Annotated in this window: 25 protein-coding genes; 6 read left to right on the forward strand and 19 right to left on the reverse strand. The window is 59.6% G+C overall.

Features of this window, described 5'->3' with window-relative positions:
* Positions 1-66 precede the first annotated feature (66 nt).
* Complete coding sequence (locus I2I01_RS17270; protein WP_211538015.1) at positions 67-3,090, forward strand: glycoside hydrolase family 3 N-terminal domain-containing protein; 3,024 nt, start codon at positions 67-69, stop codon at positions 3,088-3,090.
* 63 nt (positions 3,091-3,153) lie between these two features.
* On the opposite strand, the gene I2I01_RS17275 is transcribed toward I2I01_RS17270, so the two are convergent.
* Positions 3,154-3,816: an SMI1/KNR4 family protein gene (locus I2I01_RS17275; protein WP_196287754.1), complete on the reverse strand. Its 663-nt coding sequence runs from the start codon at positions 3,814-3,816 to the stop codon at positions 3,154-3,156.
* 118 nt (positions 3,817-3,934) lie between these two features.
* On the opposite strand from I2I01_RS17275, the gene bshA reads away from it, so the two are divergent.
* Positions 3,935-5,071 carry an N-acetyl-alpha-D-glucosaminyl L-malate synthase BshA gene (bshA, locus tag I2I01_RS17280; protein WP_196287755.1) on the forward strand — a complete coding sequence of 379 codons (1,137 nt, stop codon included), beginning with the start codon at positions 3,935-3,937 and terminating at the stop codon, positions 5,069-5,071.
* Between the two features lie 12 nt (positions 5,072-5,083).
* Here bshA and I2I01_RS17285 read toward each other — a convergent pair whose 3' ends face one another.
* Entirely contained in the window at positions 5,084-5,410 is a 327-nt protein-coding gene (locus I2I01_RS17285; protein WP_196287756.1) for a hypothetical protein, read from the reverse strand.
* Positions 5,411-5,468: 58 nt separating this feature from the next.
* Positions 5,469-6,005 carry a DUF7935 family protein gene (locus I2I01_RS17290; RefSeq protein WP_196287757.1) on the reverse strand — a complete coding sequence of 179 codons (537 nt, stop codon included), beginning with the start codon at positions 6,003-6,005 and terminating at the stop codon, positions 5,469-5,471.
* Positions 6,006-6,215: 210 nt separating this feature from the next.
* Between I2I01_RS17290 and I2I01_RS17295 the strand changes: the two genes are divergently transcribed.
* From I2I01_RS17295 to I2I01_RS17305, 3 genes are all read left to right on the forward strand, one after another.
* Positions 6,216-6,563: a HesB/IscA family protein gene (locus tag I2I01_RS17295; protein ID WP_196287758.1), complete on the forward strand. Its 348-nt coding sequence runs from the start codon at positions 6,216-6,218 to the stop codon at positions 6,561-6,563.
* A gap of 179 nt (positions 6,564-6,742) precedes the next feature.
* On the forward strand, positions 6,743-8,938 hold the full coding sequence (locus I2I01_RS17300) for a penicillin acylase family protein (RefSeq protein ID WP_196287759.1): 2,196 nt from the start codon (positions 6,743-6,745) through the stop codon (positions 8,936-8,938).
* Positions 8,939-9,096: 158 nt separating this feature from the next.
* Positions 9,097-9,273 (forward strand): hypothetical protein, encoded by a 177-nt coding sequence (locus I2I01_RS17305; protein WP_196287760.1) that lies wholly within the window; start codon positions 9,097-9,099, stop codon positions 9,271-9,273.
* Positions 9,274-9,317: 44 nt separating this feature from the next.
* On the opposite strand, the gene I2I01_RS17310 is transcribed toward I2I01_RS17305, so the two are convergent.
* The 11 genes from I2I01_RS17310 to I2I01_RS17360 form a co-directional block, all read right to left on the reverse strand.
* Entirely contained in the window at positions 9,318-9,806 is a 489-nt protein-coding gene (locus I2I01_RS17310; RefSeq protein WP_196287761.1) for a hypothetical protein, read from the reverse strand.
* Positions 9,807-9,847: 41 nt separating this feature from the next.
* Positions 9,848-10,354 carry a cupin domain-containing protein gene (locus I2I01_RS17315; protein WP_196287762.1) on the reverse strand — a complete coding sequence of 169 codons (507 nt, stop codon included), beginning with the start codon at positions 10,352-10,354 and terminating at the stop codon, positions 9,848-9,850.
* A gap of 224 nt (positions 10,355-10,578) precedes the next feature.
* A complete protein-coding gene (locus I2I01_RS17320; RefSeq protein ID WP_196287763.1) occupies positions 10,579-11,004 on the reverse strand; it encodes a GNAT family N-acetyltransferase in 426 nt (141 codons plus the stop codon).
* A gap of 67 nt (positions 11,005-11,071) precedes the next feature.
* Complete coding sequence (locus I2I01_RS17325; protein WP_196287764.1) at positions 11,072-11,707, reverse strand: hypothetical protein; 636 nt, start codon at positions 11,705-11,707, stop codon at positions 11,072-11,074.
* Between the two features lie 24 nt (positions 11,708-11,731).
* Positions 11,732-12,616 (reverse strand): ChaN family lipoprotein, encoded by an 885-nt coding sequence (locus I2I01_RS17330; protein WP_196287765.1) that lies wholly within the window; start codon positions 12,614-12,616, stop codon positions 11,732-11,734.
* A gap of 156 nt (positions 12,617-12,772) precedes the next feature.
* Positions 12,773-14,164: an ABC transporter permease gene (locus tag I2I01_RS17335; RefSeq protein WP_196287766.1), complete on the reverse strand. Its 1,392-nt coding sequence runs from the start codon at positions 14,162-14,164 to the stop codon at positions 12,773-12,775.
* A gap of 125 nt (positions 14,165-14,289) precedes the next feature.
* Positions 14,290-15,231 carry an ABC transporter ATP-binding protein gene (locus I2I01_RS17340; protein ID WP_196287767.1) on the reverse strand — a complete coding sequence of 314 codons (942 nt, stop codon included), beginning with the start codon at positions 15,229-15,231 and terminating at the stop codon, positions 14,290-14,292.
* A gap of 151 nt (positions 15,232-15,382) precedes the next feature.
* Positions 15,383-16,024 (reverse strand): hypothetical protein, encoded by a 642-nt coding sequence (locus I2I01_RS17345; protein ID WP_196287768.1) that lies wholly within the window; start codon positions 16,022-16,024, stop codon positions 15,383-15,385.
* Positions 16,021-16,533 carry an RNA polymerase sigma factor gene (locus tag I2I01_RS17350; protein ID WP_196287769.1) on the reverse strand — a complete coding sequence of 171 codons (513 nt, stop codon included), beginning with the start codon at positions 16,531-16,533 and terminating at the stop codon, positions 16,021-16,023. The genes I2I01_RS17345 and I2I01_RS17350 overlap by 4 nt, the downstream gene beginning before the upstream one ends.
* 260 nt (positions 16,534-16,793) lie before the next feature.
* Positions 16,794-17,933, reverse strand: coding sequence for a molecular chaperone DnaJ (gene dnaJ, locus I2I01_RS17355; RefSeq protein ID WP_196287770.1), 1,140 nt, complete (start codon positions 17,931-17,933; stop codon positions 16,794-16,796).
* Between the two features lie 144 nt (positions 17,934-18,077).
* Positions 18,078-18,656 carry a nucleotide exchange factor GrpE gene (locus I2I01_RS17360; protein WP_196287771.1) on the reverse strand — a complete coding sequence of 193 codons (579 nt, stop codon included), beginning with the start codon at positions 18,654-18,656 and terminating at the stop codon, positions 18,078-18,080.
* A 144-nt stretch (positions 18,657-18,800) separates the two neighbouring features.
* Between I2I01_RS17360 and I2I01_RS17365 the strand changes: the two genes are divergently transcribed.
* Positions 18,801-19,451 (forward strand): GIY-YIG nuclease family protein, encoded by a 651-nt coding sequence (locus I2I01_RS17365; RefSeq protein WP_196287772.1) that lies wholly within the window; start codon positions 18,801-18,803, stop codon positions 19,449-19,451.
* Between the two features lie 2 nt (positions 19,452-19,453).
* Here I2I01_RS17365 and obgE read toward each other — a convergent pair whose 3' ends face one another.
* The 5 genes from obgE to I2I01_RS17390 form a co-directional block, all read right to left on the reverse strand.
* The gene (gene obgE / locus I2I01_RS17370) at positions 19,454-20,446 is read right to left on the reverse strand and encodes a GTPase ObgE (protein ID WP_196287773.1); all 993 of its coding nucleotides are present in this window, start codon (positions 20,444-20,446) and stop codon (positions 19,454-19,456) included.
* A gap of 180 nt (positions 20,447-20,626) precedes the next feature.
* The gene (locus I2I01_RS17375) at positions 20,627-21,253 is read right to left on the reverse strand and encodes an adenylate kinase (RefSeq protein WP_196287774.1); all 627 of its coding nucleotides are present in this window, start codon (positions 21,251-21,253) and stop codon (positions 20,627-20,629) included.
* 74 nt (positions 21,254-21,327) lie between these two features.
* Positions 21,328-21,867, reverse strand: a complete 540-nt coding sequence (locus I2I01_RS17380; RefSeq protein ID WP_196287775.1) for a phosphoribosyltransferase — start codon at positions 21,865-21,867, stop codon at positions 21,328-21,330.
* 228 nt (positions 21,868-22,095) lie between these two features.
* A complete protein-coding gene (locus I2I01_RS17385) occupies positions 22,096-24,333 on the reverse strand; it encodes a sodium-translocating pyrophosphatase (RefSeq protein WP_196287776.1) in 2,238 nt (745 codons plus the stop codon).
* 189 nt (positions 24,334-24,522) lie between these two features.
* Positions 24,523-25,437, reverse strand: a complete 915-nt coding sequence (locus I2I01_RS17390) for a M20/M25/M40 family metallo-hydrolase (RefSeq protein ID WP_196287777.1) — start codon at positions 25,435-25,437, stop codon at positions 24,523-24,525.
* Positions 25,438-25,486 lie beyond the last annotated feature (49 nt).

The raw sequence follows: 25,486 nt of genomic DNA on the forward strand, positions 1-25,486 counted from the left end.
GAACCCGGCCCGGGGGTTCCGCTGCTACCCACGACAAAAGTACGGCCTCCGCGGCCCGTTTGCCCATTGAACCAACCCACCAACCCCAAGGGGCTGATGCGCATCCCTTTCCTGCTGAGCACGGCGGCCCTGCTGCTGACGGCGGGTTTGCTGCTGTCGTTTTCGGAGGTCAAAAAGCTGCCCGCTGACCCGTTCACCAACACCCCGGCCGAAGTGGCCTGGGTGGATAGCGTGTTCAACTCGCTCACGCCGGAGCAGCGCCTGGGCCAGTTTTTCATGGTGGCGGCTTACTCTAACAAGGACCGCAGCCACGTGGAGCGCATCGAGCGGCTGGTGCGCAACCAGAACATTGGCGGCGTGATGTTTATGCAGGGCGGCCCCAAGCGCCAGGCCCTCATGGCCAACCGCTTGCAGGCCGCGGCCAAGGTGCCGCTGCTGATGGCCATGGACGCCGAGTGGGGCCTCGACATGCGCCTCGACTCCTCGGCCCACTTCGCCAAGCAGATGACGCTGGGGGCCATGGACGACCCCAAGTACGTGTACCAGATGGGCCAAGACATTGCCCGCAAGATGCGGGCCCTGGGCGTGCACATCGACTTCGCGCCGGTGCTCGACGTGAACTCCAACCCCGGCAACCCCGTCATCGGCAACCGCTCGTTTGGCGAAGACCAGAACCGCGTGGCCACGCTCGGCTCGCAGTATCTCAAGGGCTTGCAGGATAACAAGGTGATGGCCGTGGCCAAGCACTTCCCCGGCCACGGCGACACTGATACCGACTCGCACGTAGCTTTACCGGTCATCAACACCGACCTGGCCAGGCTGACCAAAGTGGATCTGGTGCCCTTCCAGCAGTCGTTTGAGGACGGCATTATGGGCGTGATGGTGGCCCACCTTTACATGCCGCTTTTCGACACCACGAACGCTAAAACCACCACCCTTTCCCGCGCCCTCGTTACGGACCTGCTCAAGGACAAAATGGGCTTCAAAGGCCTGGTTTTCACCGATGCGCTCAACATGAAGAGCGTGAGCAAGCTTTATAAAGACGGCGAGCTGGATGCCATGGCCCTGGCAGCCGGCAACGACATTCTGCTGTTTTCGGAAGATGTGCCGTCGGCCTTGCTCCGCATTCGGGAGGCCGTGGCAGCCGGCACGCTCCGTCAGGAAGACTTGGACCTGCGCGTGAAGAAGATTTTGCGGGCCAAGTATTGGGCCGGCCTGGCCAACTACAAGCCCGTGAACCTGGCTACCCTGCGCGACAGCCTCAACCTGCCCAAGTCGAAAGTACTGGCCCAGGAGATTTTTGAGCACGCCGTGACGGTGGTGAAAAACGAGGACAAGCTCCTCCCCTTCCAGCGGCTCGATACTCTGCGCATGGCGGCCATCACCATCGGCACCCAGCCCGAGGGGCCCTACGCCACCATCTTTAACAAGTACCAGCCCGGCCCGGTGTATGCCGTGCCCGACCGCTACGCCCCGGACAGCACGTTTGCGCGCATTGGCAGCCGGCTGAATGGCTACAACGTGGTGGTGGTGAGCTTGCACGCCATGAACAATACGCCCAGCCACAACTATGGCATTGGCGACGGGGCACTGAAATTCATCAAGCAGCTGCAGGCCAACAAGCGCTTTAAGACGGTGGTGGTGGCCATGGGCAACGCTTACTCGCTGAAGTTTTTGGAGGGCGCCCGCACGCTGGTGTGCGGCTACGAAGACCATTACGCGGCCCAGATTGTGGTGCCGCAGGTGCTGTTTGGCGCGCTGCCGGCGCGAGGTAAGCTGCCCGTCACGGTGTCGCCCACCATGCCCGTGGCCACCGGCATTGCCACCCCCGACCTGCACCGCCTGCGCTACGCTGTGCCCGAAAGCCAGGGCCTGAGCTCGCGGGTACTGGCCCAGATTGATAACATTGCCCTCGAAAGCCAGACCTACGCCGCGGCTCCCGGTTGCCAGGTGCTGGTGGCCAAGAACGGCACCGTGGTGTTCGACCAGAGCTACGGCTACTGCACTTACGACGAGAGCCAACCCGTGACCAGCAGCACCTTGTACGACTTGGCGTCGGTGACGAAGGTGGCCGGAACGCTGCAGGCCGTGATGTACCTCAAAGACCAGGGCAAGCTGAACATTGAGGAGAAAGTATCGGCTTATCTGCCCGAGTTGGCCCGCACCAACAAGCGCGAGATGACCATTCGCGACGTGCTGCTGCACCAGGCTGGCCTCAAGCCGGGCATCCCCACGTGGGAGCGCACCATGCGCGACGGCCAACTCAAGCCCACCTTCTACGCCAGCATCCGCTCCGACGACTTCCCCAACGAAGTGGCGCCCGGCGAGTACAGCACCAAAGCCGCCGACGACTCGGTGTGGGCCTGGACCATGCGCTCGAGCTTGCTGCCGAAAGTGAAAGGCAGATACCCGACAGAATATTCCGACCTCAGCTTCATCGTGATGAAGCGGGTGTGCGAAAAGATTCTCAATCAGCCGATTGAGAACTTTCTCGAGGCCAACTTCTACCGTCCGCTGGGCCTGGGCAGCATGACATACAATCCGCTGCAGCGCTTCCCCAAAAGCTGCATCGCACCTACCGAAAAAGATACTTACTACCGCCGCGAGCAGCTGCAAGGCACCGTGCACGACCAAACCGCTGCCCTTGTGGGCGGCGTGGGCGGCCACGCCGGCCTTTTTGCCACGGCCAACGACCTGGCCGTGCTGATGCAGATGAACCTGCAAAACGGCAACTACGGCGGCACCCGCTACTTTCAAAACCCCGTCGTGAGCGAATTTGCCCGACCCCAGAACGGCGGCCGGCGCGGCTTGGGCTGGGACCACGGCGACCCCAGCAAGCCCGAAGGCCCCACCAGCAACCTCTCGCCGGCCAGCACCTTCGGCCACACGGGCTTCACGGGTACCTGCGTGTGGATGGACCCCGACAACCAGATTCTCTACGTCTTCCTCTCCAACCGCGTGTACCCCGACGCCGGCAACAACAAGTTGCGCCAGTACAATATCCGCACGCGCATCCACGAGGTGATTTACAAATCGTTGGCGGCGGAGCAGGCCAAGAAATTAGCCACGGCTAGCGCAGCGCAGAAATAGTTCTTATTAGATTATTTGCTTGAAAGCCAAAGGCGCAGCAGTAACGTTGGGCCTTTGGCTTTTTTAGGCAATGAATTGCTGGCACCAGCGGCAGAATTCGTCTTCGGAATCTTCGTCACCCATATCGGATGGGTGCCTCACGATTTCCAGCGCCATTTTTGGGATTTCTACTTTGAACGTGCTTCTCACCCATTCCTGAAATTCCACGTTGGGCTCGACTTTAAAATCCTCATTCAGTTCGTTCGGCGGAGCTACAAACTCCTCTGACCAGCAAATTTCGTCGTAGCCGATGGCCAGCAAGCGCAGGAAATCCACGGCGTTGTCGGCCAGCACGCAGTTCAGCACCGAGCCCGAACCCGAGCCCATGTGCACAATTTTCAACTCGCCGGTGTCACTCATCCAAAAAGCGCATTCCGAGCCCTCGCCGCCGGTTTTTCCAAAGACGCAGACCCGGCGGTTCACCTCCTCGTGCTCGGCGCCGAACCAATATTTCAGGTTTGCGTTGCCGGATGCGGCAAATTCAATGTTCGTTCCGCCGCGTCGGCCTTCGTCGGTCCAACTTTCCTGTAAATCCTGCTCAGGATAAAGAAAGCCAATTCTTCCGCCGTCGTTATCAATATAGAACCCGTTAGCTTCTATCCACTCATAGAGCTGTTTTATTGGCAACGGCACAGCTACCCCTGCCAGCATAACCGCTTCAAGCTGTCGAATTAGTTTATTTTCCATTGTGCATAGCTGCATTGAGCAGAGGTAAAACTACTGCGTTCACGCGCGCCGAGCTACCTTGAGGCCACCGCAACATTAGCCGCCTTTTCCGGTTGGCTAAGCGCAACAGCACTTTCTCATGAACATCGGCATCGTTTGTTACCCCACCTTTGGTGGCTCCGGCGTAGTGGCCACCGAGTTGGGCAAAGCCCTGGCCCAACGCGGGCACCGCGTGCACTTCATCACCTACAGCCAGCCGGTGCGGCTCGATTTCTTTAACGAAAACCTCTTCTACCACGAGGTGTATGTGCCGGCTTATCCGCTGTTTCAGTTTCCGCCCTACGAGTTGGCGCTGACTAGCAAGATGGTCGACATCGTGCAGAACGAGAAGCTCGACGTGCTGCACGTGCACTACGCCATTCCGCACGCCTCGGCCGCCTTCATGGCCAAGCAGATTCTGCGCTCGCGCGGCATTCACATTCCGGTGGTGACGACCCTGCACGGCACCGATATCACTCTGGTGGGCAAGGATTCCAGCTTCGAGCCGGTCGTGACGTTTAGCATCAACCAGAGCGACGGCGTAACTTCAGTTTCTGATGATTTGAAGCGCGAAACCTACCAATATTTCGCCGTCGAGAAAGACATTACCGTCATTCCCAACTTCATCGACCTGCACCGCTTCAAAAAGCAGGAGAAGAGCCATTTTCGGGCTGCTATTGCACCGGAAGGCGAGAAGCTGCTCATTCATACCAGCAACTTCCGCACGGTGAAGCGGGTGGAAGATGTGCTACGCATCTTCGTGGGCGTGCGCGAGCAGATTCCGGCCAAGCTGCTGCTGGTGGGCGACGGCCCCGACCGCAACCGCATGGAAAAGCTGGCCCGCGACCTCGACGTACACCGCGACCTGCGCTTTCTGGGCAAGCTCGAAGCCGTAGAGGAAGTCCTCAGCGTGGGCGACCTGTTCCTGATGCCTTCCGAAAACGAGAGCTTCGGCCTCGCCGCCCTCGAAGCCATGGCCTGCGAAGTGCCGGTGGTGAGCACCAACGCCGGCGGTATCCCCGAGCTGAACGTGCACGGCGTGACCGGCATGATTAGCGACATTGGCGACGTGGCGGACATGGTCAAAAATGCCCTCTACGTGCTGGACGATGAGAACCTACCCCGTTTCAAAGCCGCTGCCCTGGCCCGCGCCCAAGAGTTTGCGGTGGAAAACATTGTGCCGCGCTACGAGGACTGCTACCAGCGGGCTATTGAAGCGGTAGCAGCGTCGGTGTAGCAAGGCCGGCTGCTATAAGTAAAGGTCGTGGTTCTGTTCGTCGTTGGGCACACTGCCGTACCCAACGCCAAATGCGGCAGCGGCTACCAGGGCAACAATCAGCAACCAATACTCCCCGGAGCCACTTTGCCAGAGGAGTAGCAACCCCAGCCACCAGGCCAACAAGCTGACTGCTGCAACCGCTACCGCGGAAGGCCGGGCTCCTTTTACGGCAAACACCAGCCAGTACATGCCGAAAGCCACGACCAGCGGAATGCCTGCTGCGAACAGAAAAATCAGCCCGAGCACCTGCCCTACCGAGATAGAGCTGCTCTTGAAGGCTTCGGCCTGCGCGGCCATTCCGGGCAAGAGCAACGATAAGCCAAGTCCCGCTGCCAGCCGCCGGCGTTTCATGCGCTTAGAACAAGCCAATGGCCTCGTTCTTTACCACAGCCAATGCCTGCGCGGTGGGTTCGGCGCCGTCCATCATCAGGCCTTCGAGAATGCGCTTGGCCAGCTCGGTGCCGCGCGCCTGAGCCGGGTTCTGGATGCCGTGGAAGGCGCGGTTTACCATCGTGAGCACGTTTTCCTTGGCTTCCTTCACCAGCGTCCAGGCATCGGCCGAGATGTAGAGCTGCTGCGAGAGGTTGTGCTCGTACTCGGCCCGGATTTCCTGCTGGAGCAGGCGGTGAAACTCGGGTGCGGTGGAGCCGGCGCTGCTCAGGCGCACGAGGATGTTGTTGGGCGAGATGCGCTCCAGAAAGAGCACCACCCGCTCGTAGGCCTGCAGACGCAGAGGCAACGTGGTTTTGTTGGTTTCGAGGCGTAGCTCAATCAGGCGGCGCTGCTGCTCCTTTTCCAAAAACTGCTTGAAGAGCAGGTAAATGGCCCCGGCCACGATGAGAGCGGGCAGAATAATCTTGAGCAGGTCGTAGAAATAGGTGGTTGAATCCATTTTAATTAGAAGCAGATGATGGCGATGAACGTCACACGGCGCGCCGCAAAACATGACGTACTTAATGATTGTATAGCAAACCACATGGCGCGCAAACTTACGCCGTGAACCGCCGGGCCCCAACTACTGTTTCCTTCCTGCTGCCCACTAACGGTAACATCGACGGCGGCAGTATCTTTGTTATCCATCCCTCTTAAATCGTCTTTCACTATGGCTTCTGTTGCCACCCTCGCCCCCATAAGCCTCACCGACCGCGCTGTGCAGGAGGTGAAAAATATCATTATCGAGAAAAACGTGCCCGCCGACTACGGCCTGCGCATCGGCGTGCAGGGCGGCGGCTGCTCGGGCATGAGCTACCTGCTGGGCTTCGACAAAGCCAAAGACGCCGACGAAACCTACGACCTCGACGGGCTGAAGCTCATCATGGATAAAAAGCACGCCATGTATGTGCTGGGCATGGAAGTCGACTTCCAGGACGGCCTCAACGCCCGCGGCTTCGTGTTCAACAACCCCCAGGCCAAGAGCACCTGCGGCTGCGGCTCGTCGTTCTCTGCGTAAACCCCTTCCTGTCATGCTGAGCGCAGCGAAGGACCTCATCACCGCTGAACGACTACCGTTCTAACGTGATAAGGTCCTTCGCTGCGCTCAGGATGACAATAGTAAAGCAAAGCCCTGGCCCACCGGCCGGGGCTTTTTCGTTTACTTTCGCGCCCACCGTGCCACCCACCGCCACTCCGATGCGCCTGCTTCTGTTGCTGCTCCTGTTTCTTTCCGCTACAACCGCTAGGGCCCAGAAATTCAGCCCTGCCGAGCTGGCACGCTGGCAGCAGCAAGCCCGGCAAGTAAGCATCACGCGCGACACCTACGGCGTGCCCCACATCTACGGCAAGACCGATGCCGACGCAGTGTTTGGCCTGCTTTACGCACAGTGCGAGGACGATTTCAACCGCGTTGAAACCAACTATCTCGACGCCATTGGCCGGCTGGCCGAGGTGGAGGGCGAAGCCCAGCTCTACCACGACCTGCGCGCCCGTCTGTTTCTGGACAGCACGCAGGCCATTGCCATTTACAAAAAGAGCCCGGCCGACATGAAAGCGCTGCTTGATGCCTTCGCCGCCGGCACCAACTACTATCTGGCCACCCACCCCACCGTGCAGCCGCGGCTGCTGCGGCGCTTTCAGCCTTGGATGCCGCTCATGTTCAGCGAGGGCAGCATTGGCGGCAACATCAGCGTGGTGAGCTTGGAGCGGCTGAAGGCGTTTTACAGCCTGAAGAAATCCAGCTCGTGGATTGATAATGATTTTGGCCGCACCGACCGGGAGCCAGTGGGCTCCAACGGCTTCGCCATCGCGCCCAGCAAAAGCGCCAGCGGCCACGCCCTGCTGCTCATCAACCCGCACACCTCGTTCTACTTCCGCTCCGAGGTGCAGATGGTGAGCCAGCAGGGCCTGAACGCCTACGGGGCCGTGACCTGGGGCCAGTTCTTTATCTACCAGGGATTTAACGAGCACTGCGGCTGGATGCACACCTCCAGCCAAGCTGATTCGATGGACGAATACCTCGAAACCATTGAGGAAAAGGACGGCAAACCTTACTACAAATACGACGGCAAGCTGCGCGCCGTGACAATGCAGAAAGTGTCGTTGCCCTATAAGGTGGGCGATAAAATGCTGCGCAAGACCTTCACCATCTACCGCACCCACCACGGCCCCATTGTAGGCCAGAAAACCGACCAGCAGTGGGTGGCGGTGCGCATGATGAACGCGCCACTGGCCGCCCTGCAACAGTCGTACCTGCGCACTAAGGCCACCGACTATGCCAGCTTCCAGCAAGTGATGAAGCTGAACGGCAACGCCTCGAACAACACCGTTTTTGCCGATGCCAAGGGCAGCATCGCCTACTGGCACGGCAATTTCATGCCCCGGCGAGACCCAAAATTCGAATGGAGCCAGCCCGTGGACGGCAGCACTTCGGCCACTGAGTGGCAGGGCTTCCACCCGGTGAGTGAACTGGTGCAGGTGCGTAATCCCGCCAGCGGCTTCATCCAGAATTGCAACTCGACGCCCTACACCGTGAGCGGCCCCGGCAGCCCCAGTCAAGCCCGCTTTCCAAAATACGAAGCGCCCGACGCCGAAAACTACCGCGGCCTGAATGCCGTGCGCGTGCTCAGCCGCAAAGGCGCGTTCACCCTCGACACATTGATTGCAGCGGCCAACGACCCGCACCTCACGGCGTTCGACGAGCTACTGCCGCCGCTGCTGGCTGCCTATCAGCCCACCTCGGCCGAAAAAGCCGACGCGCCCGCCCTGGCCGAAGCCATTGGCCTGCTACGTGCCTGGAACCACAACTACGCTCAAACCTCAGTGGCCCAAACGGTGGCGATTTATTGGGCCGAGCGGCTGCTGGCCAAGGCGCGCGCCCGCGTGCCCGCCGCCCAGCCGCAGCTCGATTACATCAGCTTCGTGCACTTCGCCCTGGAAAATACTTCACCCACAGAAAAAGTCGCCACGCTGGCCGAAACCCTCGACGACCTGACCCGCGACTTTGGCACCTGGAAAAAACCCTGGGGCGAAGTGAACCGCTACCAGCGCCTCACCGGCCGCATCGAGGAACAGTACGACGACCAGCAGCCCAGCCTGCCGGTAGCTTTCACGTCATCGGCCTGGGGCTCGTTGGCCGCCTTTGGGGCGCGGGCCTACCCCGGCACGAAAAAGCGCTACGGCAACGTAGGCAACAGCTTCGTGGCGGTGGTGGAATTTGGCCCGCGCGTGGTGGCGCGCTCCGTCGTCACGGGTGGGCAAAGCAGCCGGCCCGGCACCCCGCATTTCACCGACCAGGCCGATTTATACTGCAGCGGCCGCTTCAAAGAAGTGCGCTTTTACCCGGAAGATGTGAAAGCACACGTTGAGAAGACGTATCATCCGGGGCAATGAGAATTTTATTCAGAAAACGTCATGCCGAGCGCAGCCGAGGCATCTCGCTCGCTTCGTAGCAACGGCACTGTTTACTTCGGCACGCGAGATGCCTCGGCTGCGCTCAGCATGACGTTTTTATTCGCAGGACCTTTCCTTACAATTAAGTATAACCCCAAATGGACATCAAATACCTCTCCGACGACAAAGGCAAAATCACCGGTGTTTTCATTCCCATTGAAGAATGGGAGCGCCTGCAAAAGCAATACAACATCACCGAGCAGGCTCCGCCCGATTCAGGGGCCCAGCTACAACAGTCGCTAACCAACGCGCTGAAAAAGGCGAAGCCGGAATAGGCAATTGCTATTCCGGCTTCCCTTTTTTGACAACGGCACACCACCTATTTTCCTGGCAGCGCAAGTAGTCCGGCCATGCCTTTCACGTTGAGGCGGGCAAACTTGCGCACGCGGTCGAAACGGGCGGTGGTTTCCTCTAGCTCTTCGTCTTTGGGCAGCGGCCTGGGCACCTCGGTGTGCAGGCGCTCGAACACGGCCGCGGCGATGTCCATGTAGCCCAGCAACAGCAGGTACAATTGCTTCTTCTCTGCCTCGGCGTAGCCCTTGGTGCGAATGGCTTTGTTTAGCGTATCAAGCTGGTTGGTTTCGTCAGTGAACAAATCGCGCAAGGCGTTGCGCGCCGCTTGGTACTCGGCCAGTTGTTCGGCACTGGCCGCCGATGCCGCAAAGGGAAACGCTTCGGCAAAGGCCGTGGCCCGGGCAAAAGCAGTTTCGGCCTCGTACACGCTGGCCAGATGCTTTTGCAGACTGGTCCAGAGGCCGGTGCGGGCTTTATCGAAGGCCGAGGTTGCGTTGGTTTCGGAAGGGCTCATGAGTAGAGAAGGAGGCGTGACCAATAGAGGCAGCCAGACGGCTAGCGACCGAAATCGTCCTGCACGCGCACGATGTCGTCCTCGTCGGAGGGGTTGTCGGCGTCGGTGTGCTGCCAGATTTCGGCCAGCACGCCCCAGTCCTTCAGGCCCACGAGGCGGTGGCGCTCGCCTTGCCGGAGCACGATGCGTTCGCCCACCTGGTAGCTTTTCACTTCGCCCTGCTCGTCGGTGTCGCTGGTAGCCACGCCCACGGGGCCTTGCACCACTTGCCATATTTCGGCCCGGCGATGGTGGTACTGCCAGCTTAGGCGCTGGTGGGGCGCCACCAGCAGCATCTTCGGGCTGAGCTTGCCCGAAATACGCAGGTTCTCAACCGACAAGCCATTGAAATAGGTGTCGGCAAATTGCTGGGCCTGGTTTTCATCAATAACGAAAAAGCCACCCCAAGGGCGTGTCGGGTCTTCTTTGGCAATAGCGAAGCCTTGCTGCTGCAGCGTGGCGGCAACTTGCTGAAATAGAGCCTTTTTTTGGCTATCGGTATCGGACATGAAATGTATTTCTGTTTTTAGCGAACGGCAAAAATAGCAGGTATCCCTGCATCGGCACGAATGCCTAACTAGCTTGCAAGCGGCAACTGGCTGGGCTTAAACTGGCGAGAGAGCCAGCCACGGCGCATTGCCAAAACAGTAGTTACAAACCTGACTACTGCGACAAAAAGGAAATCCGCTTCATACATCTTGAGGTACGGTTGCTGCCAGCCTCATGGCTTGTCCTAACCTGCTTTCACCAGCTCAAACCGTACTTCGCCGCTCTGGGTGCGGCCGGTTTCCTGCCAGCCCGCGCGGCGGTAAAAGCCTTCGGCGCGCGTGCCGGGCGCGGTGCTCAGCCACACCGGCTCATCGGTTTGGCTGAAGTACCAACGCAGCATGGTATCATGCAGGGCCCGGCCGATGCCACGTTGGGCGTGGTCCGGGTGCACAAACAAGGCCCAGATGCTGTGGCCCTGCAAATCGGCAATGGCGAAACCAACGATGCGGCCCTCTTCTTCAGCCGCCCAGCCTTTGCCCCTACGGGTGAGGTGGTCCACATAGTTGGCGTAGGTGACGAGTGCTGGATTGTTAAGCGGGTTTTCCCGCACCGCCAGCCGAATTTCTGACAGGCGGGGAATATCTTCAATATGGGCTTCTCTGATTAGCATGGCGCAGAAGCAATTAGATGGCTAAATGTACTGATTCAGCCAACCATCTCCCCGACGCTGGGTGTAGCTAGCCGAAATTGTAGGGGTAGCCGATGGCCTGCAGGTCTTCCGCTAGTTGCTGCCAGTCTTCCACCTCATCCACAATGCGCAGCACCAACTCCTTGGTTAAGGTGGCGCCCTGGTACACCTGTGCCACGGCCGCCACGTCGATGGGCGAGCGGTCAGTTTCGTCGCCGTAGTATTCGTCGGCCCACTCCGCGTAAGTTTCGGGGTTGCCATCGAAGATGGACAGCAGTTCTTCCGAGCCGTCTTCCTCATCCCCTAAAACGCCGGTCTGCCAGCCGTGGGCGGGCGTGTGCCACAGGCAAAACGTGGTGCCGATGGAATTGACGGGTTCGCCGAAAATGAAATCGTCGAAATAAGCGGGGAGGCCGCGGGTAATCTGTGCTTTTTCGGGCTGGTCGTACTCCTGCAGAAAGCCGTTTATCACGCAGCCCTCGGCGCGGAATAAAATCAGCATCTCGTCGCCTTCGCCGTCGCGCATGGTCAGCACTTCCTCGCCTTCGGCCCAGTCGGGGCTGTAAGAATAGTAGCGGTACTCCCAATCCGGGGAGTTAATAGCATCGAGCGCGGCCAGGGCCTTGCAGAGGGTTTTCAGGGCCGCCGCATCGGGCAGCGCGCTATAGTCTTGCGTGGAAATCATAACGAAGCGAGAAAAGAGGCCCCCCTAATACGTCTTCGGCGCATCGGCCGGCACTACCACTACAAAGTCGGCAATATTCACCTGCTCCTTGTCCAGGGTCGGCAGCTGCTCTTGCGTCACCACGCTTAAGGTTTTCACGCGCAGCTTGGGCGCGTACTGGCGTAGGTAAGCTACTATGCCGTCGTGATGGTCGGAGTGGTAGCTGCCGTTGAAGTGCAGCAGCGTTTGGCCGGGCTGGCGGCTGACTTGGATGAAGTGGGCCATAGTGGCATCTTTCAGCGCCTGAGCCTGGATGATGTTCTGGGCCCCGCCACCGTGGGCAGTGCCGCTGCCGCCAAACATCGCGGCCATGTTTTTGTAGCCGGGCAACTCATAATCGACCTTCAGCGGCAGCGGGGCCAGCAGAGCGCGGTCCACGGCCGGCAGCTTGTCGAGGGCCGTGAGGCTGCGCTGGGCCACTACTTTGGCGAAGGGGCGCGGAGCATTGGTGCCGATGACGGGCAGGTGGTTTTCGCGAGCTAGCTGTAGCAGTGGGCGGTAGTCGGTGGCGTAGTTGGGCCAGGGGCGGGCCTGGCGCTCGAAGGCAGTGTCGGCCAAGGTGCCGGCGGCGTATTGGGACACCAGCGGCTGCACGTCGCGCTCAAACATTTCCATGCCCAGCACCAGCTGGCCGGGCTTTTTCAGCTTCAGCAGGTCCTTGGCCACTTGCAGCTCCAGCCAGTGCGCCAGGGCGTCGTTGTGCTGCTCACCAAAGAGCACCACATCGGCCTGGGTTAATTCCTGCAGCATCTGGTCGTAGTCGGCCGGCTGGCCGGTGGCGCTGAAGAGACGGTAAGCCGGCCGGTCGCCAGTGAAGCTGGCGAGGCCAATGACCAGCAGGAAGAAGCTGAGGCGGCGAAGGAAGCGCATGGAAACAATTAGCGGGTGGTATCAACAAAGAACGTCATGCCGCGAGCGGAGCCGCGGCATCTTGCGTGCAGCAGTAAACCCTAATGTCAGGATTCCTACCACAAGCGAGCTGCTGCGACTCCGCTCGGCATGACGTTGTTATTTCTCTACTGCTTCCTAGCCTTTATAGAACATCCATTTGCCCAGCTCTTTGTACGTCACCTTCTTGCCGTACATCAAAATGCCTACGCGGTAGATGCGGGCGGCCACCCATACCGTGCCAATGAAGCCCAGAATAAGCAGGAAGATGGACAGCGCCAGCTGCCACGCCGGCACCCCAAACGGCAGCCGGATGACCATAGCAATGGGCGAGGTAAACGGTATCATCGACATCCAAAAGGCCACTGGTCCGTCGGGGTTGCGCAAAATCACCGACACGCCCACGATGTAGCTCAGAATGAGCGGCATGGTAATGGGCATCATGAATTGCTGGGTGTCGGTCTGGTCGTCCACGGCCGCGCCCACAGCGCCGAACAGCGCACCGTACAGCAAGTAGCCACCCAGGAAATACACAATGAAGCCGAACAAGATGGTGCCCAGCGGCAGGTTGGCCAGCGTCTCGAAGATGTTCAGACGGCTGGCCGGATTAGCTTGCTTAGTGCCTTGCTGCATGTTTTTGTCGAAGGTAGCCGCGGCTGAGCGCGGCTCATCGTCGGACGCAGCTGCAGCACCAGAGGCCGAAGCAGGCGTAGCGGCAACTTCGGTTTTGGGCTGGTCATCTTTTGTCACCAGTGGCAGTAGCACCGAGCTGGCCCCAAAAGACAGCAGCCCCCACATCAGAAACTGGGTGAGGCCCACAGCGGCAATGCCCATGATTTTGCCCATCATCAGGTCAAACGGCTTCACCGACGACAGCATCACTTCCATGATGCGGCTCGACTTCTCCTCCCCTACCCCGCGCATAATCTGCACGCCGTAGATGAATATAAACAAGTAGATAGCCAGCGCCAGCGCGTATGACATGCCCGAGGTAGCCAGGGCGTTGCTGTTGGCTTCCTTACCCGTTTCATCCAGGCTGATGGCTTGCAGGTCTACCTTCGAGCGCAGGCGGTCGAGCTGCTCCTGCGAGAGGCCCGACTTCTGCATTTTCAGCTCCGAAAAGGCCTTATTGAGGGCATTTTCCACGGCCAACTGCTTCTTGAGGCTGATGTTGCCCTTGCCAAAAAACTGCACGCCTGTGGGCTTCTCCACGTCGAGGCCGGCGGGCAAATACACCAGGCCGTCGTGCTTGGCTTTCTGGAAGCCCTTCTTGGCCTCGGCCAGCGTGCCGGCGGCGGTTTCGAAGCGCAGTTGCGGGGTGCTCACGAGGCGGCTGGCCACATTCAGGCCGGAGTCATCGCGCACCTCCACCACGTCGGTAGTGTCATTGTCGGAGCTGGCAATTTTGGCCACAAATACCCCGAAGCCCGCCAGCAGTAGCGGCACGGCCAGGGTGAGGACGATAAATGCTTTTTTGCGTACCCGCGTGAGGTATTCGCGCTGAGCAACGAGTAAAAATTTAGAAGCCATGTTGTTTTCTACTTTGTCATCCTGAGCGCAGCGAAGGACCTTTTCACGTCCGCGCGCTCTAATGAATTATCTCCTGATGAAAGCAGCCGTGAGAAGGTCCTTCGCTGCGCTCAGGATGACAGACACTAGTTTACGGTTTCCTCCACCAGCGTTTCAGGCATGGTTTCGCGCACGCGCCGGATAAAAATCTCGTTGATGCTCGGGATTTTCTCGCGGAAGGCCTCCACCTCCACCGCTCCGATGAGGTAGCGCAGCAGGTCATTAGGCCGCACACCGGCGTGGAGCTGCACGCGCGCATAGAAGTGGCCGTTTTCTCGCTCTTTCTGCTCCAGCACCTCAAAATCGGGGTGCACCACCATCAGCTTGCCTTTACCCTCCACCTCATAGGTGTTGGTTTTGAACTGGTCCCGAATGAGGCCCACCGGCCCATCGAGCACCTTACGCGAGCGGTTGATGAGAGCAATGTGGTCGCACATCTCCTCCACTGACTCCATGCGGTGCGTCGAGAAAATGATGCTGGCACCCTCCTGCTTCAGACGCAAAATCTCGTCTTTCAGCAGGTTGGCGTTAATGGGGTCGAAGCCGGAGAAGGGCTCGTCGAGAATAATCAGCTTCGGTTCGTGCAGCACCGTGGCAATGAACTGCACCTTCTGCTGCATGCCCTTGCTGAGGTCTTCCACATTTTTGCCGGCCCACTCCTTTATCTCGAAGCGGTTCAGCCACTGCTTAATGCGGGCCGTGGCATCGCTGCGGCTAAGGCCGCGCAATTGGGCCAGATAGAGCAGCTGCTCGCCCACTTTCATCTTTTTATACAGCCCCCGCTCCTCGGGCAGGTAGCCGATTTCGGCAATGTGCGCAGGGTTCAGTCGCTCGCCGCGGAAGCGGATTTCGCCCTCGTCGGCGCCCGTAATCTGGGTGATGATGCGGATGAGCGAGGTTTTGCCCGCGCCGTTGGGCCCGAGCAGGCCGAAGATGCTGCCCTCCGGAATGGCGAGGCTCACGCCTGAGAGAGCGACGTGGTTGGCGTATGCCTTGCGCACGTCGATGGCTTCCAAAATTGGTTTCACAGAAAGAAGGCTTGGTTGGCGGGTTAAATGTAGAGGAATGTCGCTCAGCAAAAATATCAGTTGCTGCCCGCTGCTGCTAGTGGCTGGGCGCCAAGCGGCGGCAAAGCGGCCCCAAACGGCGAATAAGACCGATAAGCGGGGCCGGGCGCCTTTAGTGAGCGGCGGGCTCGGGCTCGGCCAGTTCGCGCAGGCTGGCTTCCAGCCGGTCGAGGTGCTGGCCGTAGAGGCGCTGCAGGTAGCGCTTCGTCACACTGGCTACGGGCAGGTAGAGCAGCGCCGGCAGCACCACTACCAGGCCCACGATGAGCACCATGCCGAAACCCGAAGTCAGCGCGATTTCGCGCTTCGAGGTCGACACCACCATTAGCACGTTCAGCAGCCCGCCAACCGGCAGCATGGCCAGCGTGAAGCGGTAGTAGAAGCGGATGAGCGCGCGCAGGCCACCGTCGAGGCGTAGCAGGTGAGCGCGGAGGTCGCCGGCCGGGTCGGCCATGCGGCGCAGCAGGTGCAGCTTGCGGTAGAGGTACACGATGCACACGGCCCCGATGGCCGCCAGCACGCCGCCCGCCACCCGCAGCCAAAGTACCTGCGCTAGTCCGGCCAGCGCCAGCGCCCCCACAAGGATGCCAATATTGGCCCACAACTCCCACCGGGCGCTCCGGCGCAATTTGTCAATAATGCCATCGGACTGCCGGGCCAGCAGCCGCGTCAGGGCCGCTGCGTCGAGCGGAGCGGGCGCATCGGCCGGCGCAGGCTGCTGCCACTGGCGGCGGAGTTCATCGAGTTCCATCATCGGGCGGCGGGGACTAAAAAGGCGCGGAGTTTTTCCTGCACGCGGTGCATTTTCACGCGCACGTTGTTTTGGGTGATGCCCAGAATGTCGGCCATTTCTTCATAGGGCCGGTCTTCGAGGTAAAGCAGAATGAAGGCCTTGTCCACGTCCGACAGCCGGCCAATGGCGCGGTAGAGCTGGGCGCGGTCGTCGGCGTCGTAGCCGGTTTCGGGGGCCTGGGCCACGGCCAGCGCCTCGGCGTCCAGCTCGGTCGGGGCCGGGCGGCGGGTGCGCTGGCGCAGGTTCGAGATGGCCACGTTCAGGGCAATGCGGTAGAGCCAGGTGCTGAGCTTGGCGTTGGCCTGGGGCACGTAGCGCGGCCACGCCCGCCACAGCTGCAGCACCATTTCCTGAAACAGGTCCTGCCGGTCGTCGGCGTCCTGGCAGTAGAGCCGGGCTACGCGCCGCAGCAGCGGTTGGTACTCGTGCAGCGCGGCAACAAAATCAGCAGAAGGGGCGGCGGAGGCCATGCGGCGGGTAAGGGTTTCGGGAAGTGAATCGGTCGCGACAATACAGCATTACACGCCCGATTAAAATATTTTCCAACAACCCACAAGAACGTCATGCTGAGCGCAGCCGAAGCTTCTCTACTGCAGCAGTAAATATGATTACTCGCGCGGTAGAGCTGCTTCGGCTGCGCTCAGCATGACGTTCTGCTAATTAGTTAGTAAACAAAAAGCCCCGTCTGACCTCTGGTCTGACAGGGCTTTTCAACTATTCACGTCTAGGCCTACTGGAAATACTCCTTCACTTTCTCGAAGAAGCCCTTCTCATTTTTGCCGGGGTGTGGCGTAAAGTTGTCCGAGTCGCGCAGCTTCTCCAGTAGCTCGCGCTCCTGGCTGCTCACGTTCTTGGGCGTCCACACGTTGAGGTGGATGAGCTGGTCGCCGCGGCCGTAGCCGTTGATGTCCTTGATGCCCTTGCCGCGCAAACGCAGGATTTTGCCAGGCTGGGTGCCGGGGTCTACCTTGATTTTCACCTTGCCCTCGATGGTGGGCACTTCCAGGCTGGCGCCCAGGGCGGCATCCACGAACGAGATGTACTGCTCGAACATGATGTTGTTGCCGTCGCGCTTCAGGAACTCGTGCGGCTCCTCCTCAATCTGGATGAGCAGGTCGCCGGGCACGCCGCCGCGCTCGGGGAAATTGCCTTTGCCGTTCATGCTCAACTGCATGTCGTTGGCCACGCCGGCGGGGATGTTGATGGGAATCACCTCCTCATGCAGCTGGCGGCCTTCGCCTTTGCACACGTCGCAGGTGCTCACAATGGTTTTGCCCTCGCCGTGGCAGGTGGGGCAGGTGCTGCTGCTCACCATCTGGCCAAGCATGGTGTTCACCACGCGCTTGGTTTGGCCCTGGCCCTGGCAGGTGGGGCAGGTTTTGAGGTCGGTGCCGTTTTTGGCACCGGTGCCGCTGCAGGGCTGGCAGGCCACATAGCGCTTCACCTTGATTTTCTTCTCGACGCCGTTGGCAATTTCCTCAAGGTCGAGCTTCAGCTTGATGCGCAGATTCGAACCCTTCTTCTGGCGCCGGCCGCCACCCTGGCGCCCGCCCCCGAAGAAGCCCTCGAAGCCACCGCCACCGAAGATGTCGCCGAACTGCGAGAAGATGTCCTCCATGTTCTGCGGGCCGCCGCCGCCGCCGCCCATGCCCTGGTGGCCATACCGGTCGTAGCGCGCACGCTTGTCGGCGTTGCTGAGCACCTCGTACGCCTCGGCTGCCTCCTTGAATTTGTCCTCGGCCGTGGGGTCGTCGGGGTTCTTATCGGGGTGGTACTTGATGGCCATCTTGCGGTAGGCCGACTTGATAACGTCGCCCTCCGCGTTTTTGGCAACTCCTAATACCTCGTAATAATCGCGCTTCGTAGCCATCTGCGTGGTTGTATCTGAAGGTCATGTTGAGCGAAACCGAAGCATCTCTACTGCGATAGTAAATAGATTACTCGCGCGGTAGAGATGCTTCGACTTCGCTCAGCATGACCGTCTTATTTATTGTTCTAAATCCAAACCCTAAAATTACTGCCCAAGCACCACTTTGGCGTGGCGAATTACTTTATCACCTAAATAATAGCCCTGCTCCACCACGTCCACGATTTTGCCTTTCAGGTCGTCGCTGGGCGCGGGAATCTGGGTGATGGCCTCGTGCAGCTCGGCATCGAAGTCGCCGCCCTTGGCCTCCATTTGGGTCAAACCCTTTTGTTGCAGGGTTTTGTTCAGCTTGTTCTGAATAATATCGATGCTTTCGCGCACAGCACCCGCATCGGTGGTGCTGGCGGTGGCGGCGCGGGCCCGGTCGAAGTCGTCGAGCACCGGCAGCAGGGCCGTCATCAACTCCTGGTTGGCGGTTTTGAACAGCTCGATGCGCTCCTTGGTGGTGCGGCGCTTGTAATTCTCAAACTCAGCAGCCAGGCGCAGGTACTTGTCCTTAAGGTCGGCCAGCTCGGCGTCGGTGCGCGAGGCAGCGGGCTGCGGGGCACCGGTGGCCGTCATGTTCGGGTCGGTGGTTTCGCCGTCGGCGTCGGCCATTTCGCCAGCTACGTGGTTGGGGTCGGCGGACAGGTTGTCGTCCTGCGGCAAGTTATTCTCGTTAGCCATTTGCGGAAATATTCGTCGGAAGGGGTTTTTCACGGGGTTAGCCGGTTAGTCACGTGGCGGGCGCAAGGAGTGGGCCAAAGCGGCCAGGGCTGCCATAGTGGCACAAGAATCATTAGTTTTACGATTCTCAAAAACTACCATACAATGAGCCCTTCTTCTCAACAGCCTACTCAATTAAGCGTTGTTTATGTACTCACAAATCCAGCTATGCCCGGCATGGTAAAGATTGGACGCACGAGTCACGATGATGCGAAGACTCGAATTGACCAGCTTTATACAACAGGTGTCCCTGTTCCATTCAATCTAGAATTCGTCTGCAAAGTACCGAACTCCGAAGAAGTTGAGAAAGCATTACACCAAGCATTTGCCCCTCATCGTGTTAATCCTAAGCGTGAATTCTTTACGATTGAAGCGAGTCAAGCAATTGTGATTTTGAAGTTGCTGCATGTTCAAGATGCAACAGTTGAAATTGAGAATCAACCAACCGCCATTAGCATTAGCCAATCAGAAGTCAATGCGGGGACACAACTAAAAAAGAAACGTCCGCCGCTCAACTTTACGGAGATGCAGATACCGCCAAACTCCGAACTCATTTGCAAAGTCAATGCAGCAGTAGCAATTGTGTTAGACTCCAAAAGAGTACAGTTGAATGGAGAAGAGATGTCTTTGACAGCGGCTACCCGCAAAGTGTTGAATATTGATTATAGTGTTGCTCCAAGTCCTTATTGGTCTTTTGATGGGCAACTGCTTCAAGAAATTTACAACAACACTTATGGACAGCTAACCGACGAATAATCTTAGTTGTGCAGCGCCTTCCAAATCATATCCTTCAGCGGCACAATGTTCTTATTCGTGAGGCTGGAGATGAAGATGGACGGCACCTCCTCCGGGAGCGTGGCGCGGATTTCGGCTTCTAGCTCCTCGTCAATCATGTCGGACTTTGTGATGGCCAGCAGGCGCTTTTTGTCCAGCAGCTCGGGGTTGAACTGTTCCAGCTCGTTCACCAGCACCTGGTATTCGGCGGCGATGTCGGGCGAGTCGCAGCTTATCATAAAGAGCAGCATGGAGTTGCGCTCGATGTGGCGCAGGAAGCGGGTGCCCAGGCCCTTGCCCTCTGCCGCGCCCTCGATGATGCCGGGAATGTCGGCCATCACGAAGGATTTGTAGTCGCGGTAGGCCACCACGCCCAGGTTGGGCACCAGCGTGGTGAAGGCGTAATCGGCAATTTTGGGCTTGGCCGCGCTCACCACCGAGAGCAGGGTGCTCTTGCCCGCGTTGGGGAAGCCCACGAGGCCCACGTCGGCCAGCAGCTTTAGCTCCAGGATGACGGTGGCTTCCACGGCGGGCTCGCCGGGCTGGGCATACTCGGGCGCCTGGTTGATGGAATTCTTAAAATGGTCGTTGCCCCAGCCGCCGCGCCCGCCCGGCACCAAGACGGCCCGCTGCCCGTGCTCAGTGATTTCAAGCATTTTCTCGCCGGTTTCGGCATTGCGCGCAATGGTGCCGAGGGGCACTTGCAACACAATGTCTTCGCCCTGGGCACCGGTGCGCAGGTTCTCGCCCCCGCCCTCACCGTCTTTGGCGAAAACGTGCTTCTGGTATTGCAGGTGCAGCAGCGTCCAGAGCTGCGAGTTGCCTTCGAGGATGATGTGGCCGCCGCGACCGCCGTCGCCGCCGTCGGGGCCGCCGTTGGGCAGGCCCTTGGCCCGGAAGTAGTGGCGCGAGCCCGCGCCGCCTTTGCCCGAGCGGCAGATGAGTTTGACGTAGTCGATGAAGTTATTGGAAGCCACAGGGATTGGAATTGGATTGTAAAAGAACTGTCATCCTGAGCGCAGCGAAGGACCCTGTCACGGTAGGAATGACGGCAGAGCAAACGCCCTAAAGTCAGTTTATCTAACGTGATAAGGTCCTTCGCTGCGCTCAGGATGACAGCCGTATTAGAAACAGACGGTCTTATTGAAAGCGCAAATTTACGCTTTTACTTCTTTGGTGGCCTCAGCCGGCGTTTCGGGCGCGGTGGCTTTGTTTTGGTCGATGATGCCGCAAATCTGGGTGAAGATGCTTTCAATCGGGCCGATGCCGTTGAGGGCGTGGAATTTCTTCTGGGCGGCGTAGTAACCGGCTACTTGGGCGGTTTCGGTGTTGTACACCGTCACGCGGCGGCGGATTTTGCTCTCGTCCTGGTCGTCGGGACGGCCACTGGTTTTGCCGCGCTCCAGCAGGCGCTTCACCAGTTCTTCTTCCTGCACTTCGAGGGCAATCATGCAATTAATGCCGCTGTCGTGCTGGGCCATGAGTTGGTCGAGGCTTTCGGCCTGGGGCACGGTGCGGGGGAAGCCGTCGAAGATGAAGCCGCCGGCCGTGGCCTTGTGGGTTTGCAGAGCCGAATCAATCATGCCGATGACAACTTCATCGGGCACAAGCAGGCCTTCATCCATCAGCTTTTTGGCGCGCAAGCCCAGTTCGGTGCCCTGGGCAATCTGGGCGCGCAGCAGGTCGCCGGTGCTCAGGTGCACAAGGTTGTACTGGGCGATGAGTTTCTGGCTCTGGGTTCCTTTGCCGGCGCCGGGGGGGCCGAACAGCACGATATTCAACATGAACGGGAAGAGTTGCGCGATGGCAAGTGGTAAGGTGGGTTGAGCAAGTTAAGCAATCAAAGGCGGAATTGTTGCTATACGGCCACGTACACATCGGGTAGGTTGCGGCCCAGCCCGTCGTAGTCGAGGCCGTAGCCCACTACAAAATCATTGGGAATTTCTTTGGCCACGTAACGAATGCTCAGTTCGTGGCGCAGGCTTTCAGGCTTGAAAAACAGCGTGGCAATCTCTACCGACGCCGGGCCTTTGCTTTGCAGCGTGGGCAGCAAATGATGCATGGTGGTGCCGGTGTCCACGATGTCTTCGACGAGGATGATGTCGCGGCCCTGCACTTCTTCGCGCAGGCCCAGCACTTCCTGCACCACGCCGGTGCTGCCCGTGCCCTCGTAGGAGGCCACGCGGATGAACACAATCTCGCACTCGCCTTGGTAGTGCTTCAGCAAATCGGCGGCAAACATGAAGCCTCCCGTGAGCACCACCACAAACAGCGGCCGGCGCCCGGCGTAGTCGGCGCTCAGGCGGGCGGCCAGCCCAGTCACGGCCTCATCCAGTTGATTAGCCGACAGATACGGCCGAAATTCTTTGTTGTGGACGGTTACGTTGGCAAGGGCCATGCGGCGCGAAGGGGTGTGATGGGAGTACAAAGCTACGGCCGGATTGTCTGAACCGCAGATTTAACGGATGAAACGAATTGAACGGATTCGCTTCCATGTCCACGTTCCAAACGGGGGCTGTGCCAATAAAAAGGCCGTTGCTCGATGAGCAGCGGCCTTTTTGTTTTATAAAGCCAGGATGAACGGAATCCGTTCAATCCATTTCATCCGTTAAATCTGCGGTTCAGGCTACTTCACCAGTGCAGAAAAGATGAAGCGAGCTGCGGCCGGCGCGGCATCGGCGAAGGCGTAGCGCACGTGCGGACGGCTTACCAACTCGGCCCGGTCTTTTTCCAGTTGCACGGGGGCCATGCCCCGCTCGCCACCTTTCTCGGCAATGTGGGGCGCGATAACCAGCGACACGATGCTCATCAGCTTGATGAGGATGTTCATGCTTGGGCCGGAGGTGTCCTTAAAGGGGTCGCCCACGGTATCACCGGTCACGGAAGCTTTGTGGGCGTCGGAGCCTTTGAATTCCATCTTGCCGTTCACCATCACGCCCTTCTCAAAGGACTTTTTGGCGTTGTCCCAGGCGCCGCCGGCGTTGCTTTGGAACATGGCCATCAGCACACCGCTCACCGTCACGCCGGCCAGCAGGCCACCCAGCACTTTCGGGCCGAACAGGAAGCCGATGATGATGGGCGTGAGCAGGGCAATAGCGCCCGGCAGAATCATCTCGCGGATGGCGGCGGTGGTCGAAATGGCTACGCACTTCTCGTATTCCGGCCGGCCCGTGCCCTCCATAATGCCCGGAATTTCGCGGAACTGCCGGCGCACTTCCTGCACCATGCTCATGGCCGCGCGGCCCACGGCCGCAATAGCCAGGGCCGAGAAGATGAACGGAATCATGGCGCCCACGAACAGACCAGCCAGCACTTCGGCGTTCGAGATGTCAATGGTGTCGATATGGGCCGTGCCCATGAAAGCAGCAAACAGCGCCAACGAGGTAAGGGCAGCCGAGGCAATGGCGAAGCCCTTGCCGGTGGCAGCAGTGGTGTTGCCCACGGCGTCAAGAATGTCGGTGCGCTCGCGCACTTCCTTGGGCAATTCGCTCATTTCGGCGATACCACCAGCGTTATCGGCAATGGGGCCGAAGGCGTCGATGGCCAGTTGCATGGCGGTGGTCGCCATCATACCGGCGGCGGCAATGGCCACGCCGTAGAGGCCAGCAGCTTTGAAGCTAAGTACAATACCGGCCGCCAGCACCAGAATGGGCAGCACCGTCGACTCCATGCCCACGGCCAGGCCGCCGATGACGGTGGTGGCGTGGCCGGTGCTGCTTTGCTGCACGATGCTGAACACCGGGCGCTTGCCCATGGCGGTGTAATACTCGGTGATGATGCTCATCAGTGTGCCCACAATCAGGCCCACCACTACGGCATAGAACACGTGCATGGCGTCGAAGCTGATGCCGCGAATGGTGAAGGTGCCGGCCGGCAAAATCCAGTTGATGAGGCCATAAGCTCCCACGGCCGACACGATGACCGAAATGTAGTTGCCCAGGTTCAGCGCGCCCTGCACGTTGCCGCCTTCCTTCACCCGCACGCAGAGGATGCCGATGAGCGAGGCGATGATGCCCATGCCCGCAATGGCCATCGGCAGGAAGATGGGCGAGAGGCCGCCGAACTGGTCGCCCGTCACGGTTACTTCGCGGCCCAGCACCATGGTAGCGAGGATGGTGGCCACGTAGGAGCCGAACAAGTCGGCGCCCATGCCGGCCACGTCGCCCACGTTGTCGCCCACGTTATCGGCGATGGTGGCGGGGTTGCGGGGGTCGTCTTCGGGGATACCAGCTTCCACTTTACCCACGAGGTCGGCGCCTACGTCGGCCGCCTTGGTGTAGATGCCGCCGCCTACGCGGGCAAACAGGGCAATGCTTTCAGCCCCCAGCGAGAATCCGGTGAGGACTTCAAGTGCTTTTTCCATTTCGGTACCATTGGCCAGGCCGCTGGGCACGAACATCTTGTAGAACACAATAAACAGCGCGCCAAGGCCCAGCACGGCCAGGCCGGCCACGCCCATGCCCATCACCGAGCCGCCCGAAAACGACACGTTCAGGGCGCCGCTGAGGCTGGTTTTGGCGGCCTGTGCGGTGCGCACGTTGGCCTTGGTGGCAATTTTCATCCCGATGAAGCCGGCTAGGGCCGAGAACACCGCACCAATCACGAAGGCAATGACGATGACGGGGCTGGAGTTGCCGCTGGTGCTGCCCAGGTAGAACAGGAAGGCCCCGGCGATGAGGCCGAACAAGGCCAGCACCTTGTATTCAGCCTTGAGAAAGGCAATGGCGCCGTCGGCGATGTAGCCGGCAATGGTAGTCATGCGGGCGTCGCCGGCGTCTTGCCGGCCCACCCAACCGGCGCGCAGCCAAGTATAGAGCAAGGCAAAAATGCCCAACGCGGGCACTGCGTAAAGGTAATTCGTCATAAAAACGTGAAAGGGTGGGAAAAAGTGAGTTAAGCGGTTTTCGGCTCGCAAAATAGCGGAAATTGGAGCTAATCCAAGTTTCCAGCATTTGGCCGCCACTTGTTAGGCTTTTTCCTGCTTCTCCCCTATTCGTTTCTGCAGAATTACAAGCAGTTCGAGTTGCCTTCGGCCCACTAGGCCCGCATTGACTTATAGTTCGCGCATCAGCACTTGGTACAGCGCCAGCATGCTGTCGATATCGCGCTTGTCCACCAACTCATCGGGTGAGTGCACGTGGTCTTCGGGCGCCCCCACGAAGCACCAGTCCCAGGGCGCGGCGGCGTGCTGCAGCTCCTTGGCATCGGAGCCGCCACTTCCTTCTACTTCAAGTTGGTGCGGGATGCCCGAGGCGGCAGCAATGGCCCGGATGCGGTCGACGTAAGCGCGGCGCGGGATAAGCGAATCGCGCAGCGAAATGGCGCAGCCCTGGCCAGCATGCACGCCCTCGGTTATCCAGGTAATGTCGGAGATGAGTGCCTGGCGCACGCCGTAGGTTTCATAAATAAATTTGGCCAGGTAGGCCACCGAGCCGCCGCCGTGCTCTTCCCAGCACGAGAAGGCGATGATGCCGTGCTCCAGGGTTTCGCACAGGCGCAGGGCGTTCCAAACGCCGAGGCGGTTGTCGAGGTAGCAGCTTTGGACGGTGGTTTCGGTTTCGCGGAAGTCGCAGTAGAAGGTAAGCTCCGTGCCACGGTCGATGTCGCGGTGGAACGCGTAGCCCAATTCGCCCGTTTCCTCGTCTATGGTCAGCGTGCAGTCTATCTCTCCTTGCGAATCGTTCCCCACCAAGCGGTAGCCGGCCTCGGCCTGGGGCCCGCCGATGCGCACCAATTGCCGGCCGTAGCGCACGGTGAAGCCGATGCTGTCGAGGTGGGCAAACACGGCCGTGCGCGGCTCCCCAAACACCAGCAGGATGCAGTCCTGAAACCGTTCGTCGGCAATGATTTGGGGCTGGTGGCGCCAGGTGCCTTGGTGCTGACGCACGTAATCGAGCACGAAACGGGACAGCGGGGCTTCGTGGCCAGCCGGGGCCGCCACGCGGCAAAGCGAATGCAGCAGTTGCATAAGAAAAGGGAATTACGCCCAAAGCTAGGCCAAACTCCGTACTTTAGCA

The organism is Hymenobacter properus, from assembly GCF_015694735.1.
Classification (GTDB): domain Bacteria; phylum Bacteroidota; class Bacteroidia; order Cytophagales; family Hymenobacteraceae; genus Hymenobacter; species Hymenobacter properus.

Excerpts from the sequence above, each read along its gene's own strand:
- I2I01_RS17390 (WP_196287777.1), bottom strand. The coding sequence starts at position 25,437 with ATGCAACTGCTGCATTCGCTTTGCCGCGTGGCGGCCCCGGCTGGCCAC.
- I2I01_RS17345 (WP_196287768.1), bottom strand. The coding sequence starts at position 16,024 with ATGATGGAACTCGATGAACTCCGCCGCCAGTGGCAGCAGCCTGCGCCG.
- I2I01_RS17375 (WP_196287774.1), bottom strand. The coding sequence starts at position 21,253 with ATGTTGAATATCGTGCTGTTCGGCCCCCCCGGCGCCGGCAAAGGAACC.
- I2I01_RS17325 (WP_196287764.1), bottom strand. The coding sequence starts at position 11,707 with ATGATTTCCACGCAAGACTATAGCGCGCTGCCCGATGCGGCGGCCCTG.
- I2I01_RS17360 (WP_196287771.1), bottom strand. The coding sequence starts at position 18,656 with ATGGCTAACGAGAATAACTTGCCGCAGGACGACAACCTGTCCGCCGAC.
- I2I01_RS17290 (WP_196287757.1), bottom strand. The coding sequence starts at position 6,005 with ATGGATTCAACCACCTATTTCTACGACCTGCTCAAGATTATTCTGCCC.
- I2I01_RS17285 (WP_196287756.1), bottom strand. The coding sequence starts at position 5,410 with ATGGCCGCGCAGGCCGAAGCCTTCAAGAGCAGCTCTATCTCGGTAGGG.
- I2I01_RS17305 (WP_196287760.1), top strand. The coding sequence starts at position 9,097 with ATGGACATCAAATACCTCTCCGACGACAAAGGCAAAATCACCGGTGTT.
- I2I01_RS17335 (WP_196287766.1), bottom strand. The coding sequence starts at position 14,164 with ATGGCTTCTAAATTTTTACTCGTTGCTCAGCGCGAATACCTCACGCGG.
- I2I01_RS17330 (WP_196287765.1), bottom strand. The coding sequence starts at position 12,616 with ATGCGCTTCCTTCGCCGCCTCAGCTTCTTCCTGCTGGTCATTGGCCTC.
- I2I01_RS17380 (WP_196287775.1), bottom strand. The coding sequence starts at position 21,867 with ATGGCCCTTGCCAACGTAACCGTCCACAACAAAGAATTTCGGCCGTAT.
- I2I01_RS17275 (WP_196287754.1), bottom strand. The coding sequence starts at position 3,816 with ATGGAAAATAAACTAATTCGACAGCTTGAAGCGGTTATGCTGGCAGGG.
- I2I01_RS17385 (WP_196287776.1), bottom strand. The coding sequence starts at position 24,333 with ATGACGAATTACCTTTACGCAGTGCCCGCGTTGGGCATTTTTGCCTTG.
- dnaJ (WP_196287770.1), bottom strand. The coding sequence starts at position 17,933 with ATGGCTACGAAGCGCGATTATTACGAGGTATTAGGAGTTGCCAAAAAC.
- I2I01_RS17315 (WP_196287762.1), bottom strand. The coding sequence starts at position 10,354 with ATGTCCGATACCGATAGCCAAAAAAAGGCTCTATTTCAGCAAGTTGCC.
- I2I01_RS17320 (WP_196287763.1), bottom strand. The coding sequence starts at position 11,004 with ATGCTAATCAGAGAAGCCCATATTGAAGATATTCCCCGCCTGTCAGAA.
- I2I01_RS17365 (WP_196287772.1), top strand. The coding sequence starts at position 18,801 with ATGAGCCCTTCTTCTCAACAGCCTACTCAATTAAGCGTTGTTTATGTA.
- I2I01_RS17310 (WP_196287761.1), bottom strand. The coding sequence starts at position 9,806 with ATGAGCCCTTCCGAAACCAACGCAACCTCGGCCTTCGATAAAGCCCGC.
- bshA (WP_196287755.1), top strand. The coding sequence starts at position 3,935 with ATGAACATCGGCATCGTTTGTTACCCCACCTTTGGTGGCTCCGGCGTA.
- I2I01_RS17350 (WP_196287769.1), bottom strand. The coding sequence starts at position 16,533 with ATGGCCTCCGCCGCCCCTTCTGCTGATTTTGTTGCCGCGCTGCACGAG.
- I2I01_RS17300 (WP_196287759.1), top strand. The coding sequence starts at position 6,743 with ATGCGCCTGCTTCTGTTGCTGCTCCTGTTTCTTTCCGCTACAACCGCT.
- I2I01_RS17295 (WP_196287758.1), top strand. The coding sequence starts at position 6,216 with ATGGCTTCTGTTGCCACCCTCGCCCCCATAAGCCTCACCGACCGCGCT.